Below are 14,862 nucleotides of genomic sequence, written 5' to 3'. Positions count from 1 at the left end.
AACCGCACCGCACCAGCACTCCACTCCACATGCGGACTCGGCTCATCCACATGCAAAGTCCGCGGCACCACCCCATGCCCCATCGCCAACACCATCTTGATCACACCAGCCACACCCGCCGCCGCCTGCGTATGCCCAAGATTCGACTTCACCGAACCCAACCACAACGGCAACTCCCGACCCTGACCATACGTCGCAAGAATCGCCTGCGCCTCAATCGGATCACCCAACGTCGTACCCGTACCATGCGCCTCCACCACATCCACATCAGAAGCAGAAAGCCGCGCGTTGGCCAGGGCGTCGGCGATGACGCGACGCTGCGAGGGACCGTTGGGGGCGGTGAGGCCGCTGCTGGCGCCATCCTGGTTGACCGCGGTGCCGCGTACGACGGCCAGCACCCGGTGCCCGTTGCGCTGGGCGTCGCTGAGTCGCTCGACGAGCAGCACCCCGACGCCCTCGGCCCAACCGGTGCCGTCGGCGGCGGCAGCGAACGGCTTGCACCGGCCGTCGGAGGCCAGACCCCCTTGCCGGCTGAAGTCGACGAATGTCTCCGGGGTGGCCATCACCGTCGCGCCACCGGCCAGCGCCAGGGTGCACTCCTCCCGGCGCAGTGCCTGAATCGCCAGGTGTAGCGCGACCAATGACGATGAGCAGGCGGTGTCCACCGTGATCGCCGGCCCCTCCAGGCCCAGCACGTACGCGACCCGACCGGAGAAGATGCTGCCGGCGTTGCCGTTGCTGAGAAAGCCCTCCAACTCGGCGGGCACCGTCGGCAGCCGGGTCGAGTAGTCGTGGTACATGAGCCCGGCGAACACCCCGGTGCGGCTGCCGCGTACCGAGACCGGGTCAATGCCGGCCGACTCAAACGCCTCCCAGGACGCCTCCAGCAACAGCCGTTGCTGCGGGTCCATGGCCATCGCCTCACGCGGTGAAATGCCGAAGAATTCGGGGTCGAAAAGCGCGGCGTCGGAAAGGAAGCCGCCGCTCCGCACGTACGTCTTGCCGACCCTGGAACGGTCGGGATCATAGATGTCCTCGGTGTTCCAGCCCCGGTCGTCGGGGAAGTCGGAGACGGCGTCGACCCCCTCGACGAGGAGCTGCCACAGCGCCGCCGGACCATCCACACCACCCGGAAATCGGCAGCTCATACCGACGATCGCGATCGGGTCGTACTCTCGGCGCTCGGCATTGCGTAGCTGCCGGCGTGCCTCGCGCAGATCTGTGGTGGCCCGCTTCAGGTACCCGAGAAGCTTCTCCTCGTTCCCCATCTATGTCTCCCACCACTAGCCCAGCCGCAAAGCCCGGGCCAATTGCGACTCACGGGCCATCGGGACGGCAACTGTCGAAATAGCGAGCTTCTTCAGGCATTGTTGGTTGTTCGCGATGACCCTACGAAGCGGTGCGCGCACCCCCAACCCCCTACCGCCCCCAGAGCGCCCCCTAGCTCCCGACGTGGGTACCGAGGCAGCCGGCGCCGGCGTTTCGGCGGTGGGCGACGAGTCTCTGGCGGGATGGTGGAGAGTGCTGCTCCCACGGCCTGTCCCACTCCGGTCGGGACCGAACGCGGTCCAGGTCGTCCAGTTTTCTCCGCGATCGATCCATGCTCTCAGCTGGCTACGAGACCCCGTTCAGGATCCGCCTGTTGTGGGAGCCCGGCACCCGTGATGGGGCTGGAAGCGATCATCACGATGGGTACCAGACCGCGGATACGCCGGGCAGGGGCACCGATACGCCCGCAGCAGGTGGATACACCACGACTACGCCGGCTGGCGGTAGTGTGGGCATCGGAATCATCAAGGGCAGCGATCTCACCACCCATACACAAGCCGCAGAGGCTACCGGTGCTGACGACACGAACCTAGACGAAGGTGCATTCCGGAATGCCACTTCCCTCGACGTGTTCGCCACTCGCGCGACAGGTCCCGACCTCGCGCAGCGCTGTGCTATCGCATCCGCGTCTCGACAGCGAGGACGCCCGGGATGCGTTGCATTGCCTCCACCGGCTCAACTCCCTTGCTCTCGACCGGTCCAGCAGCGCTGTGCGGGTGCCTGGCTCCGTCCAACGCGTGGTGTGCGAAGCCACCGCCACTTGCCAGGCCGAGGGGCTCGGCATGGCGGCGGGGGACGCCCTCGTGGAGATCCGGCCAACCGCCGGTCACGATCAGGACACTCGCAGGTCCCGCGGACCAACGCCACTCCGCTCCGACGACGACCTTCGGGAACTGCTGCTGCCCGCGGCGGCGGATTTCCGCCTGGTCGCCCGCTATCGGCCCGCCGCGCTCCGACTCCCTGCCGGTAAGCCTGGTGAACGGTCACGATGACCCGCATGTCGACGTCAGCAGGAGCCATACCGAAGTAGTCGGACCGAGAAGGGTTCACCACATGCCGCTCGACCCCTCTGACCAGCACCGTCGCGCCGTCCAGTTCCGTGACCTGCACGCGGCCGCTGAGCCGTTCGTGATCCCGAACCCATGGGACGCGGGCACGGCTCGAATCCTCACCGGTCTCGGGTTCGCCGCCCTGGCGACCACAAGCGCGGGACTGGCCTTCGCACTCGGTCGCCAGGATGGCGCTAATCTCGTCAGCCGCGCGGAAACGCTGGCCAACGCGGCCGCAGTGGCCGAGGCCACGCACCTTCCCGTCTCCGCGGACCTCGAGAACGGCTTCGCCACCGACCCTGGCCAGATCGGTGAAACGATCCGGCTCGCCGCCGATGCGGGCCTGGTCGGCGGATCGATCGAAGATGCCACGGGGCGACCGGATTCGCCGGTGTTTCCGTTCGACCTGGCCGTGGAGCGCGTGGTCGCGGCGGTGGAGGCGGCCAAGGCCCTGCCGTTCCCGTTCATCCTTACGGCACGCGCGGAGAACTTCCTCTACGGCATTCCGGACCTCGACGACACTATCCGCCGTCTGCAGGCGTACGAGGCGGCAGGAGCGGACGTCCTGTACGCGCCCGGGCTGCCCGACCTCGCTGCGGTGCGGGCGGTGTGCACAGCGGTCGACCGACCAGTGAATGTGCTCGCGGGCGGGACGTGCCCGACCTGGACGGCGGCGGAACTCGCCGCGTGCGGGGTGCGCCGCATCAGCATCGGGTCCGCGCTGCCACGTGCCGCACTGGCCACCGTGCTCGCCGCGGCCACCGAGATCAAGGAGCGGGGTAGCTTCGGGTTCGCCGGCGACGCCCTCCCCTACCAGCAGGTCAATGCGATGATGGCGGATCCTGGGGAGCTCTCGTGATGGCCGTAGGCGCCACCGCGGTGGGGTGCGCGCGACGAGCCGTCGACACGGCGTTGGCGAGGGTCGGCCGAGCGGGGTGGAATGCCGACCGCGGCGACCGGAGCGTTGGCCGGCATCCGAGCGTGGCGCGCTGAACGCGTCGGCTGACAACGGTCGTCGTGGAGCTGATTTCAGAAGATCTCGGTAGTGTGCATGCCATCGCGCGCCCAGCAGATCCTCAACGATCCGGTCCGCACGCCGTACGAACAGTTGATGTTCGAACTGCCTGCCCAGGTCGTGGCGATGCTGTGTGGCCTCGACCCGGCTGCCGGTGGTGAGGCCAGCCGGCTGGTGGGCCGTTTCGTGCAGTGTATTCCCGCCACTGCCTCCCCTGAGCAACAGCAGCGGGCGGCGCGGGCAGCCGCCGGGCTGCAGGAGCTACTCGGCCCGAAGCTCGACGACACGCAGCAAGGTCTCCTCGGTGACCTGGTGCGGATGGCAACACAGGTCAACTGGACGGATCGAGCTCCCCTGCTGGCCAACGGGATCGGCTTCCTGTCCCAGACCTATGACGCCACCGCCGCCCTGATGGGCAACACCCTGCTTGCCCTGTCCCAGCAGGAACGCGAGCGGCCCGCCGACGAGACAACCCTGGAGCGATTCGTGCGGGAGGTCATCCGCCACGATGCCCCGGTCCAGAACACCCGTCGCTTCACTGCGACGCCGATCCGGCACGGTGCCGTCGAGGTGCCGGCCGGGCAGGCCATACTCGTGCTGCTCGCCGCCGCCAATCGCGATCCGGCGGCCAACCCCAACCCACACACGTTCCGCGCCGACCGGACCGCCCCCACCGTGTTCACCTTCAGCGCTGGGGCACACCGTTGCCCCGGCGAGATGCTGGCCGTGACCGTCGTGACGACGGTCGTCGAGCAGCTGCTGAAGGTTGGCTTCGATCCGGCGAGCTTGTCCACGCAGGTGACCTACCGGCCATCGCCGAACACGCGGATCCCCGTGCTCACCGACCAGGCCGGTACATGATCGCCGCATCGCCCACCGCACTCACGCACCGGGCGGCGAGACGGTCGACACCAGCGTATTCCGCGGGCGGCAGCGATGCGCCGGCGGCCGTCGGCCGCTACGGTCGTGCCGACCCGGAAGTCTCGGACGTCGACGAGCGAGCCGGGTCTGTCGGCCTGGCCTGCTGCGCCTCGATCGCCCGGATGTGCCGGTACGCGAACCACAACGGTGGGAACGCCCCGACGGCAAAGGACAGGTCCACCATGGTCCAGAACCACGGGATCTGCCGGAGCGGACCGCAGATCAACGCCAGCGGTACAATCCCGACGCAGGCGATCATGCCGAGCTGGACCACCCAGACGTTGCGCACCGGGTCGCGAAGTGGTCCCCAGAACGCCACCGCGAGCACCAGATGGGCGAAAGCGAGCCAATCCGTCCCGTACCGCATGAACGGGTGGCGGTCCCCGGTTTCGACCAGCCCGACGTGCACCCGCTCAATCCAACTGACCAGCGCCGGCAACTGGTCGGTGAACGGGTCGACCGCCCGCAGCAGCCAACGCACCTCGATCTCGAGTGGGAACGCGGTCACCCCACTCAGGAACAGCCCCACCACCACGACCCACAACCAGCCGCGAGTCCGCCGCAGGCGCTCCTCGACATACATGCCGCCAGGGTAGCGACGCGCTCCGAGGTGCCTGGCCGCGGACCACGACGTGAACCCACCCGAGTCGCCGGCGGCCACTCGTCGTGTTCAGGTGCCGCAGCAGCCCGCATCCGTCGAGGAACTCACCGCCGAACTGCGGGCGTTGGGTGAGGCCTACCGCCCGGTGGGAGCGGATCCGATGGTGACCACACGCGCCCACTCGGGCAGGGCGTCCGGCCGGTAGTCGGGATCGTCCTCGTTGTACCGAGCGGCACGATGGAACAGCCCCACGACCGTTCGGGAGGGTGGCCGTGAGGCCGGCCAGGGCGTCTGTCCGTCGGTCAGCACAACGATGACGTCCGGGCGTGGACGCTGCCGAAGCGCGCGAGCAAAGCCCGTGCGCAGATCCGTACCCCCACCTCCGATCAGCGGCATGCTCGCATCCCGGCACAGCGGGCGGACGATGTGGGCAGCCGCGTCGCACGGGAGGACGGTGACCAGGTCGCGACGGCCGCCCACGACCCGGGCGATCGCGGCGACCTCAAGCAGGGCGCTGCCCAGTTCGGCGTCGCTGACCGAGCCAGAGGTGTCGATGATGACGCAGACCCGCGGGAGTCGGCGTCGCAGCGCCGGCAGGACGACCCCGGGTATGCCGGCGGAGCGTCGCGCTGGCCGGCCGTAGGAGTAGTCCTCGCCCACGCCGGGCGCGGCGACCGCCGAGCGGACCGCCGCTCCGAGTAGTACCCGCCACGGCTGCGGTGGGTGGAATGCCTGTTCCGCCCACCGCCGCCAGCCCTGAGGGACGTTCCCCGGTTGGCCGGTGATGCCCTCGGCCACCCGGAACCGCACCATGTCCTGTTCCTGCGGGCTGAGCGCGTGCGCGCCGTCGGGTCCGAGGTCCCATCGCCGCCGCAGCCCGTCGGCGCCGCTGCCGCAGTCCAGCCATGCCAGGTGCTGGAATCGCGGGCCGAGCCGGAACTGCCGCAGATAGTCCTCCATCAGTTGTCCCTCCGGCAGCAGCAGCGAGCTCGGCTCGACCGCGCCTTCCGGGCGGGCCAGCCCGTCACCGAAGACGTCATCGTTGATCTCGCAGTCCGCGGCGATGTTCATCCGCAGCCGCTCCCCCGGCCCGGTCAGCCCGCGTTCCCGGGCAACCCGGTCGCCGCGCCCGTGGTGGTCGCGGAGCAGGTGCGAGACCTCGTGAACCCAGACTCCGGCGAGTTCCGCCACGGGTGTTCGGTCCACGAACGCGGGCGAGACGTAGCACCGCCAGTGTGGGTCCACCGCCATTGTCGGCACCCACCGGGACTCGACCACGTGCAGGGCGAACAGCGCCGTCGCGAGGTAGGGCCGCACCCGGGCGGCGTGCAGCCGGGCGGTGAAGAGCTTGTCTCGGTCCAGCGTTTCGGCGTGGTCGGTGCTCACCGACCGGTCCCCGTGACCGCCGCGACTCTGGCTGCCGTACGGTCGGCTCGGCGGGACAGGGACACCACACCGGTGAGCTGCTCGATGGACGCGGGCACGTCCCAGTCATCCTGGCGCAATCGGGCGAGGGTGGACGCGGGGACGACAACCAGGTCCGGGGCGCCAGTCTCCAGGGCCCGGACCAGCAGGGTCCAGGCCGCTTCCCAGCGGGACCGCTCCGGGCGGCGGCGTACCGCCTCCACCACGGCATCCAGAACGGCTTGGCGCAGGTCGCCGCGCTCGGGCAGGACGGCGATTGCCGGATCGGCGAGCAGCACCTCGGGGTCGGGAAGGTCCATCCGGTCCAGACCGGCCAGCAGCTCCAGACCTGGGCCGTCGCCCACGACGCCTCTGACCAGCATCGACAGCACCTCCCGGGAGGTGTCGGCCGCAGCGGCGAAGGCGATCAGGCGCAGGGTCATCTCCCAGCTGCGGGGCGACGGCCACGGACCACCGCGGCCGGCCTCGCTGGTGGGTAGACGGTGCACGAGCCCCGGGCGGGCCGACAGGAGTCCGCACACCGCGCGGCGGGCGAAGGTGACGGCCTCCGGCAGCCGCTCCGGGTCGAGCCGGGGCAGTTTGCCCCGGGGCCAGGTCCCGCCCAGACCGCGTACGACGACCTCGTGGTCGTGGGTCCACTGCAGGTGGACGAAGCGGTTGGCAAGCGGTGGGCTCAGCTCCCAGCCGTCCGTCGCCGAGGATCGTGGATTCGCTGCGGCCACGATGCGTACCCCGGCGGGTAGACGCAGACTGCCGATCCGCCGCTCGAGCACGAGACGGAGCAGGGCGGCCTGCACGGCCGGCGGGGCAGTCGACAGTTCGTCCAGGAACAACAGCCCACGACCGGCGTGTACCAGACGTACGGCCCAGTCTGGCGGGGCCATCGGAACGCCCTGGGTCGCCGGGTCGTCGCCGATGACCGGCAGCCCCGAGAAGTCGGACGGCTCATGGACGCTGGCGATCACCGTCGTAAGCGGCAGGTTCAGCGATGCGGCGAGCTGCGTCAGCGCGGCGGTCTTGCCGACTCCCGGCTCGCCCCACAGCAGGACCGGCAGGTCGGCGGCGACGGCCAGGGTCAGGGCCTCCAACTGGGTGTCGGACCGGGTTTCGGTGGTGGTGCGGGAAAGCAGCGCGAGTAGGTCGGCGGCAACGTCGAGCTGGGGCGCCGGGGCGGTGTCGATCGAGGTACAGGCGGATAGCATCTGAGATCACCTATGAGGTCGTGGTGGGCCCGCCAGGAGCCGGGCGAGGGAGAGCCCGCTGGTCAGCGGGGGAACGTGTGGCGTGGGTGGTGGCGACGGTCATGCTTGGGCCGCCGGTTCCAAAAGGAGGGAGGTGGTCCGTGTCCGGTCAGTCCGGCTCGGAACAGCCCGTACGTGATCCGCCGCAGCGCGGCGTTCTCCAGTTCCTCCCGCAGGTTCCCGTTGCGGAGGAGCACGTTGGGTCCGAGTAGGGCCTCGACGGTGGCCAGCGCGCCGGCGGTGTCCCCGTGGTCCAGGCGGGCGCGGATGTCGGGAAGAAGCTCCGGTCGGCGGTGTGTCTCGTCGATTGCCTGTAGACAGGGCAGCGGGGTGCCGGTCAGCGCGGCCAGCAGTTCCTCCCGGCGGATCTGCGCCCCGTCGTGGTCTAGGGATGTGAGCACCCCGTTCACCAGGCCGATGCGGTGCCAGGCGCCCCGGCAGGACACGAGACGTGGCGCTGCCGCCGGGTCCGGAGATGCCGGGGTGAGGCCCACCCGATGGCCCGGCGCTAGCGCGGAGGCCACCAGCGGGTGGAGCCGGTCGACCTCGATCAGCCCGTGGCGTAGCAGCTCCAGGTCCGGCGCCATCCAGGTCGCCGCGTCGGGCAGCACCGGCAGCCCGGCGACCCGACAAGCCCGCGACGCCCCGGCGATCCGCGCCGTGGGAGGCCGCCGGTCGGTGCCGGCCGGAGCGACGTCCAGGAGCAGACGACGTCGAGGGCCGAGGCGCACCGCCACGGTGCCGCTGGTCTGGCCCACGGCATGGAGCAGCAGCGCCGCCTCGGCCGCCCACCGGTGCACTCCGTAACCGCATTCCCGCAGCGCATCCCATTGCGGATCAAGGCGAATCGCGGTGGCGGTGCCGGCGGCCAGCTCCAGTGCGCCAGCCCGAACCCGCAGTTCGTCGGCGCTCCGGACGTCCCACAGGTGGCGATGTAGGTCGAGGCGGAATCGACGGTCGGGACGCGCATGCGGATGCGGGCTATCGCCCTCGTCGCGGGATCCACACCACAGCGCCAGACTGATCCGCTGGCCCGCATCCGCCCAGGCCGGTGCCGTTCGGGCGACGAGGTGCACCTGCTTGGCATCGTTGTGTTCCGCCGGGCCGTACCGTGCCAGTGAGACGGTCAGGCCCGGGCGCAGCAGCCCGTCCGGAGCGATCCTCGGCATGTGCCAGCGCAGCAGGTCCGGCGCGAGATGCCGGAGATCAGCCCGGAGCCGGGCGGCCAGCTCACGGCCGTGGCAGTGAGCGACGGCGCGCAGGTCAAGGTCAACGTCGACACGAGCGGCGGCACAGGCCCCGGCCCAGTCACCGACGCGGCGACGAACGGTCGCGGCTTCGATCATGAAGGGTGGCACGGCGTACTCGCGCACCCGGCGCAGGAGAGAGAGGCGGGAATCCGCAGTCGCGGCCGGGGAGCGCATCAGCACTCACCTTCCGCGAACCGGACCCCCAATCTGAGAGAAAGATTCATCGCGGCGGAGTGTAGCCCTCCGCGGTGAGCTACGCCAGAGCCCAATCCATCCTGAACCGAGCTCCGCAACTGTCGAGTCGAGTGGCGCCCGAAGGGTGGTCCTGAACAGCTTCACTTCACGACCACCTGCGTCCATCGTCTGCCCTATGGCTTTCCGGCTGTCGCAGACGCCGCGTGGCCTGCCCGAAGCGTCGCGCTGCCGCGTCGTGGCAGGATCTCCTCGCATGGAAGGTGTTCTGCCGCACCGAGCTGCTCAACTTCTCGGCGAGGCCCGCCGGGTCGTCATCTTCACTGGTGCCGGGATGTCAGCAGAGAGCGGCGTTCCCACCTTCCGCGACGACCTCACCGGCCTGTGGGCGCGTTTCGACGCCCAGCAACTCGCCACCGCGGAGGCGTTCCGCACCGACCCGGACCTGGTCTGGGGCTGGTACGAATGGCGACGCGCCCGGGTACGCCGAGCCGAGCCCAATTCAGGGCACCTGGCCATCACCACCATCGAATCCCGAATCCCCGGCAGTACCGTCATCACGCAGAACGTCGACGACCTGCATGAACGCGCCGGCACCCAGGCCGTGATCCACCTACACGGCAGCCTCTTCACACCTCGCTGCGGGACGGCGGCTGCGCACCCGGCGACCTTCCCAGACCCACCCGACGGGGAGCCAGCAGAACCGCACGAAGGCCGCCGCATCTCGCCGCCCCGGTGCGCCTACTGCCGGGCGCCCGTCCGCCCGGGCGTGGTGTGGTTCGGTGAGGCACTGCCCGAGGCCGCGTTGACCGCGGCGGTCGAAGCCGCCACCGCCTGCGACGTGCTGCTGACCGTCGGCACCTCCGGCGTCGTGTACCCGGCCGCCGCGATCCCCCAGATCGCGGCACGCTCAGGCGCCACCGTGATCCAGGTCAACCCCCAGCCGACCCCACTCGACCGGATCGCCGCCATCAACCTGCGCGGCACCGCCGCACAGGTCCTTTCGACCCTGGTCGCAACCGCATGGAGGTAACTCAGGATAGCGGCGCCCAGAGGGGCCCTGCACACCGTCGCGGTCCAAGTAGACAGGCACCCACCGGTGTGTCAGCTCACGGCTGTCGTCCCTCATACGCTTACCTCTGCCAGAAACACCGGCAACACCGAGGCGCATCCCCTAGGTCATCCATCCCCGCCCGGCAGCGACACTTCGTGATCACGTTCTGTCGATCCAGACCCGAATTCGCTCCCGCGTAGTTGAGCCATCAGATGTTACGCCTGCTGGACGTGCAGCCAGCGCGAAACGGTCCACACAATTCTGTCATCCGGCTGCTGAGTAAACCAAACACCCGAGACCGGATCCAGCTGTTCATCTCCGTCTACGAGGCGACCCTGATCACCGGGCCTGATCGGCACCTCTGCCCCTTATAAGTAGCTGGTCGCCCAGGGTCCCTTGATCTACAACGATCGGCACACGTAGCCGTAGGCGGCGAGTAGGTGGATCTGTGGGTACCGAAAGCCTCGCCATCCTGGTCACGATCATCCTGATCACTGAGGTGAGATAGCTGGTGTCGATGAGCGGCCGTGACCAGGGGTGCCGAGCTCCTCGCTCGGTGGCATCAGGTTCGTACATCGCCCGGTCATCGGGCCACCGCCCAGCCGCCTTGGCGCCTTTCCTGGTGCGGCGGCAGTAACGGCTGTGCGAGATGCCAGAACGCCTCGGGGCAGTACTTCTCCACGTCATCCACACCCGGTTAATGACCTTGCGCTTCAACAACACCAAATGACACACGGTCTAACGGGAGGACCCTGGCTGCGCTTTTGGCCTTCGAAACTCGCCAGGACATCTTAGATTGATAATCTTTCCTATTTGTGACAGGATTACTCAGAGATCCGACGGATTCGAACTCCATTGTGGCGATGGGCTTCCTCGTAGTGACGATTCGGGCATCACGGCCCGTAACAAACGGGCCCTCAGGGACAAAGACGCGCGAGGCAAGCGGTCGGCGATCGGCGTGTCCTGAAACGCTACCGGCCGTTCACGGAAGAATTAGCGATCTACCCGGCCAGAGTGGACGTGATTCATCCGACCGGTATTTTTCCGGCGTTCCAGATCGGAGAAGCAGGAAGTGACCAGTTTCCTGGTACTCGGAACCATAGAGGTCCGTACCCGCACCACTGTTCAGCGGATCACCGGGGTCATGAAGCAGACGCTGCTAGCTGCCCTGCTCGCCGCCGACAACCGGCCCGTGACCATCGAAGCCCTCTCCGAGGAGCTGTGGGGGCCAACGCCACCGGCAAAGATGGAGAACGCACTACAGGCCCAGGTCAGCCGCATTCGACGATTGCTCCACCGGCTGGAACCCGACCGCCCGGAAAGCCGTCTTATCACCACTGTGTCCAGCTACCGAATGATGGTTTCCTGGTCCGAGGTGGACGTGTTGTCGTTCGAACGCACCGTAAACACCATCCAGGACCGACCGTGTACGGACCTGAGGCGCGACATCCGCGACCTGCGCAGCGCGCTGGAGCTGTGGCGCGGCCCGATCTTCGGTGGTCTCGCCGGTGGTGCGATCTGCCAGGCAGCAGCCGCCCGCTACCGGCAAATCCGGACCACCGCCCTCGAACTGCTCTACGACCGGGAGCTGCGCAACGGCAACCAGGCCCGGATTATCCCCGAGCTGATGGGACTGATGGCCGAGAGCCCTACCAGCGAGCAATTGTGCAGCCTGCTCATGGTCGCGCTCTACCGCGCCGGGCGCCAAGCCGAGGCACTCGAGGTGTACCGCCACCTCCGCCGTCACCTCGCCGACGAGCTGGGTATGGAGACCTCGCCCGTGCTCCGGCGATACGAGAAGGCGATCCTCGACCACGATCCGCTGCTGTTCCAGCAGGCCGCCCCGCCGGTGTTCAGCAGGGGCGACTGACTACCGGCATCCCGGCGGCACGGGCCACAAGGACATCGACGGAGCCGCCCGGCCGCTACGATCGACACGTCCACGCGTCGGACAGGCCCTGGGAGGACCGGATGGCTCGGTTGGCGGTGGTGTCGGGAGGCGGAACCGGTATCGGCCGAGCGGTGGCAGCGGAGCTGGCCGCCGATGGTGCCGACGTCGTCATCCTCGGCCGCCGGCCGGAGCCGTTGCGGGCGGCCGCAGCGCAGATCAACGCCGATGTCGGGGCGCACCGGGTACGGCCGGTACTGGCCGACCTCACCCAGGTCGAGCAGGTCCGCGCCGCCGCCGCGGACATCACCGACGGCGGCGCCATCGTCGACGTGCTGGTCAACAACGCCGGCGGCAACGTCGCTCCCGCCCCGCCGCAGGACCTGACCGAGGTCGGTGAGCACTGGCGGGCGAATATCGACGCCAACGTGCTGCCGGCGGCGCTGCTGACCCACGCGCTGCTGCCCGCGCTGCGGCGGCCCGGCGGTCGGATCGTCACCGTCACCTCGATCGCGGCCTTCCGCGGCCCTGCCACGTACGGCGGGGCCAAGGCGGCCCTGCATCCGTGGTCGCTCGAGCTGGCCAACCTGCTCGCGGCGGAAGGCGTCACCGTCAACGTCGTCGCGCCCGGCTACATCCCGGATACCGAGTTCTACGGCGACCGCATGTCGCCGGGATTCCACGCTAGCCGCGTACAGCAGTCGCCGATGCGTCGCGGCGGCGAGGTACGCGAGGTCGCCGCAGCCGTCGGCTTCCTGGCCAGCGAGTCGGCCGGCTTCGTCACCGGCCAGATCCTGCAGGTCAACGGCGGCGCGATCGCCGGGCGGGGCTGAGACCCTGTGTCATTTGGGGCTGTCGCCGCTCGATACGTTGTTGCCGGTCGGCGCCGGGTAGCGGACTAGAGCGCGGGCCAGGCGCAGGCATCCGAGGAAGTGGGAAGTCGGGCGATCCGCAGGATGATGTTGCGCTCGGGTACCGGTAGCCCGCCGCGTTCGCTGATCGCATGAATCTTGGAGTCGGGCCCGCCCCGGTCTACTGGGCTGGGCCCGGTCCGGTCCCCCTCCCGCGCGGACGGACGTGCGTACTGTCGATGCTCGCCCGCGACCAGTCGATCTGCGCGGCAAGGCCGAGCACGTCGAGCGTCGCCTGGTGCAGAGCTGCCATCACCCCAAGCTCGACCCATTCGGCGAACCGGCGGTGCGCGGTCCGCCAGTGCACCGGAAACGAGCCGGGAAGCGTGCGCCACGAGCAGCCGGAGCCCAGGACATACATGATCGCCGCGAGTATCGCCCGGTCGTCGGTCCGCCGCCGGCCGCCGCCTTGGTGCCTTTCCGGGTGCGGCGGCAGCAACGGCTGCGCGAGATGCCAGAACGCCTCCGGGCAGTACCTCTCCACGTCATCCACACCCGGTCAACGTATGACCTTGCGGTTCAACAGCCCCAACCGATACACGGCCTGAGCGCGCCGTCACGCCGACGAGCCCGTGCGCTGCGGGCCCAACCGCTTTCGCGCCTCGTCGACCGTCCGCATAGTCAACTCGGCGGACGCGCCGAGGTACGACCCCGGGTCGCATACTTCCTCGATCGTGGTTGGTGCCATGGCGCTGATCAGGTCGGGGCGCTCGGCGAGCAGGTCGCGCACCCGCCGACCCTGCTGGAACGCCTCCTGGGTAATCTGATATACGAGTTCGTGCGCATGTTGCTTGCCGAACTGACGGCCCAACACCAGCATTAGCCGCTCCGACATGACCTGGTCGGCCACCGCGACAACGTTGCGCTCCAGACGGTCGGTGTTGATGGTCAGGCCTTCGACGCTCTCCAGGACCATCGCCAACGCGGCGAGACAGTAGTGGGAGACATCGGGCACGCACGCCCACTCCAGCCGCAACGAACGGGAGTCGCGTTCGTGGTCACCGATCATGGCCGCCAGCGCGAGACCGGACTGGGCGGCTGCCAGCCGGGCCATCACCACGGCCTGCTCGCAGCGTTCCGGATTGCGCTTGTGCGGCATTGTGCTGCTGCCCACCTTGCCGTGCCGCCACGCCTCCCGTACCTCGTTGAACTCCGGCCGCGACAGCGTCCGGACCTCGTCGGCGATCCGCCCGAGCGTGCCGGTCAGCATGGCCAGCCCGGTCACGAACTCGACAACCCGGTCACGGGCCACGTGCCAGCCGACCGCCGGGACACGCAGCCCGAGTCGGGCTGCCACCCGTTCCAGTAGTTGCGGGCCGCGGTCACCGAACGCGGCCATGGTGCCCGAGCCGCCGAACAGCTGCACCACGAGGATCCGCTCCCGCATCTGGTCCAGCCGCTCGCGATGCCGCAGCAGCTCGTCCAGCCAGCTCGACAGCTTCAGCCCGAAGCCCATCGGCAACGCCGGCTGAGCGTGGGTGCGACCGAGGGCGACCGTGCCGGCGTGCCGCTCACAGAGCGCTGCCAACAGCGTGAGCAGCCGGTCGAGCGCCGGCTCGACCTCGTCGAGCACGTCACGCATCTCCAACGTCTGGCCGGTGTCCTGAATATCCTGGGTGGTCGCGCCGTAGTGGATGAACTGGCCCGCCTCCGGCCCGCAGGCGGTCTCGAAGACCCGCAGCAGTCCGACCAGAGAATGCCCTGAGCTCTCGATCTGCGCCTGCACCTCGTCCAGGTCGATATTGGACAGCGTCGCCGAGGTGGCGATCTGGTCCGCCACGCGCCGGGGTATCAGGTCAACCTCCGCCTCGGCCAACGCCAGGGCCGCCTCGATGTCGAGCCACCGCTGGTGCCGACAGGTGTCGCAGAAGATCCGCCGAGACGCCGGAGTGGCGTAGCGGTTGCCGTAGAACCGGGAGTCGGTGATGTGGCCTCGTTCGTGCCGGCAGCTGCCGGCTTGTGCCTCGGGCACAGCTCTACCTCGCC

13 protein-coding genes are annotated in these 14,862 nt (G+C 69.1%); 6 read left to right on the top strand and 7 right to left on the bottom strand.

Going from position 1 to position 14,862, the window contains the following annotated elements:
- Window positions 1-1,268 (bottom strand): type I polyketide synthase (locus B118_RS0119580; protein ID WP_028193258.1); only part of this gene is annotated, 1,268 nt, incomplete at its 3' end.
- Between the two features lie 843 nt (window positions 1,269-2,111).
- Between B118_RS0119580 and B118_RS33035 the strand changes: the two genes are divergently transcribed.
- The 3 genes from B118_RS33035 to B118_RS0119565 all read left to right on the top strand — a co-directional run bounded on the left by B118_RS33035 (window position 2,112) and on the right by B118_RS0119565 (window position 4,254).
- Window positions 2,112-2,321, top strand: a complete 210-nt coding sequence (locus tag B118_RS33035; RefSeq protein ID WP_238324019.1) for a hypothetical protein — start codon at window positions 2,112-2,114, stop codon at window positions 2,319-2,321.
- Window positions 2,322-2,382: 61 nt separating this feature from the next.
- Window positions 2,383-3,237 (top strand): isocitrate lyase/PEP mutase family protein, encoded by an 855-nt coding sequence (locus B118_RS0119570; RefSeq protein WP_018223794.1) that lies wholly within the window; start codon window positions 2,383-2,385, stop codon window positions 3,235-3,237.
- 192 nt (window positions 3,238-3,429) lie between these two features.
- Window positions 3,430-4,254, top strand: coding sequence for a cytochrome P450 (locus tag B118_RS0119565; protein WP_028193256.1), 825 nt, complete (start codon window positions 3,430-3,432; stop codon window positions 4,252-4,254).
- Window positions 4,255-4,351: 97 nt separating this feature from the next.
- Here the strand turns inward: B118_RS0119565 and B118_RS0119560 are convergent, their stop codons facing one another.
- The 4 genes from B118_RS0119560 to B118_RS0119540 all read right to left on the bottom strand — a co-directional run bounded on the left by B118_RS0119560 (window position 4,352) and on the right by B118_RS0119540 (window position 9,005).
- Window positions 4,352-4,897, bottom strand: coding sequence for a hypothetical protein (locus tag B118_RS0119560; RefSeq protein ID WP_018223792.1), 546 nt, complete (start codon window positions 4,895-4,897; stop codon window positions 4,352-4,354).
- Window positions 4,898-5,050: 153 nt separating this feature from the next.
- Window positions 5,051-6,301: a vWA domain-containing protein gene (locus tag B118_RS0119555; protein WP_028193255.1), complete on the bottom strand. Its 1,251-nt coding sequence runs from the start codon at window positions 6,299-6,301 to the stop codon at window positions 5,051-5,053.
- Window positions 6,298-7,542 (bottom strand): AAA family ATPase, encoded by a 1,245-nt coding sequence (locus tag B118_RS0119550; protein WP_028193254.1) that lies wholly within the window; start codon window positions 7,540-7,542, stop codon window positions 6,298-6,300. The genes B118_RS0119555 and B118_RS0119550 overlap by 4 nt, the downstream gene beginning before the upstream one ends.
- 62 nt (window positions 7,543-7,604) lie before the next feature.
- Window positions 7,605-9,005 carry a hypothetical protein gene (locus tag B118_RS0119540; protein ID WP_028193253.1) on the bottom strand — a complete coding sequence of 467 codons (1,401 nt, stop codon included), beginning with the start codon at window positions 9,003-9,005 and terminating at the stop codon, window positions 7,605-7,607.
- Window positions 9,006-9,279: 274 nt separating this feature from the next.
- On the opposite strand from B118_RS0119540, the gene B118_RS0119535 reads away from it, so the two are divergent.
- From B118_RS0119535 to B118_RS0119520, 3 genes are all read left to right on the top strand, one after another.
- Window positions 9,280-10,056: an SIR2 family NAD-dependent protein deacylase gene (locus tag B118_RS0119535; protein WP_027646055.1), complete on the top strand. Its 777-nt coding sequence runs from the start codon at window positions 9,280-9,282 to the stop codon at window positions 10,054-10,056.
- Window positions 10,057-11,149: 1,093 nt separating this feature from the next.
- Window positions 11,150-11,947, top strand: a complete 798-nt coding sequence (locus B118_RS0119525; RefSeq protein ID WP_018223787.1) for an AfsR/SARP family transcriptional regulator — start codon at window positions 11,150-11,152, stop codon at window positions 11,945-11,947.
- Between the two features lie 101 nt (window positions 11,948-12,048).
- Complete coding sequence (locus tag B118_RS0119520) at window positions 12,049-12,798, top strand: SDR family NAD(P)-dependent oxidoreductase (RefSeq protein WP_018811015.1); 750 nt, start codon at window positions 12,049-12,051, stop codon at window positions 12,796-12,798.
- Between the two features lie 199 nt (window positions 12,799-12,997).
- Here B118_RS0119520 and B118_RS0119515 read toward each other — a convergent pair whose 3' ends face one another.
- A complete protein-coding gene (locus B118_RS0119515) occupies window positions 12,998-13,369 on the bottom strand; it encodes an IS5 family transposase (RefSeq protein WP_018223785.1) in 372 nt (123 codons plus the stop codon).
- A 63-nt stretch (window positions 13,370-13,432) separates the two neighbouring features.
- Window positions 13,433-14,848, bottom strand: a complete 1,416-nt coding sequence (locus tag B118_RS0119510) for a class-II fumarase/aspartase family protein (protein ID WP_027646057.1) — start codon at window positions 14,846-14,848, stop codon at window positions 13,433-13,435.
- Window positions 14,849-14,862 lie beyond the last annotated feature (14 nt).

It is taken from the genome of Salinispora pacifica CNR114 (assembly GCF_000514775.1).
Classification (GTDB): Bacteria; Actinomycetota; Actinomycetes; order Mycobacteriales; family Micromonosporaceae; genus Micromonospora; species Micromonospora pacifica.
The sequence above is the reverse complement of the archived record's forward strand: the minus strand, read 5'-3'. Positions and strand labels throughout refer to the sequence as shown.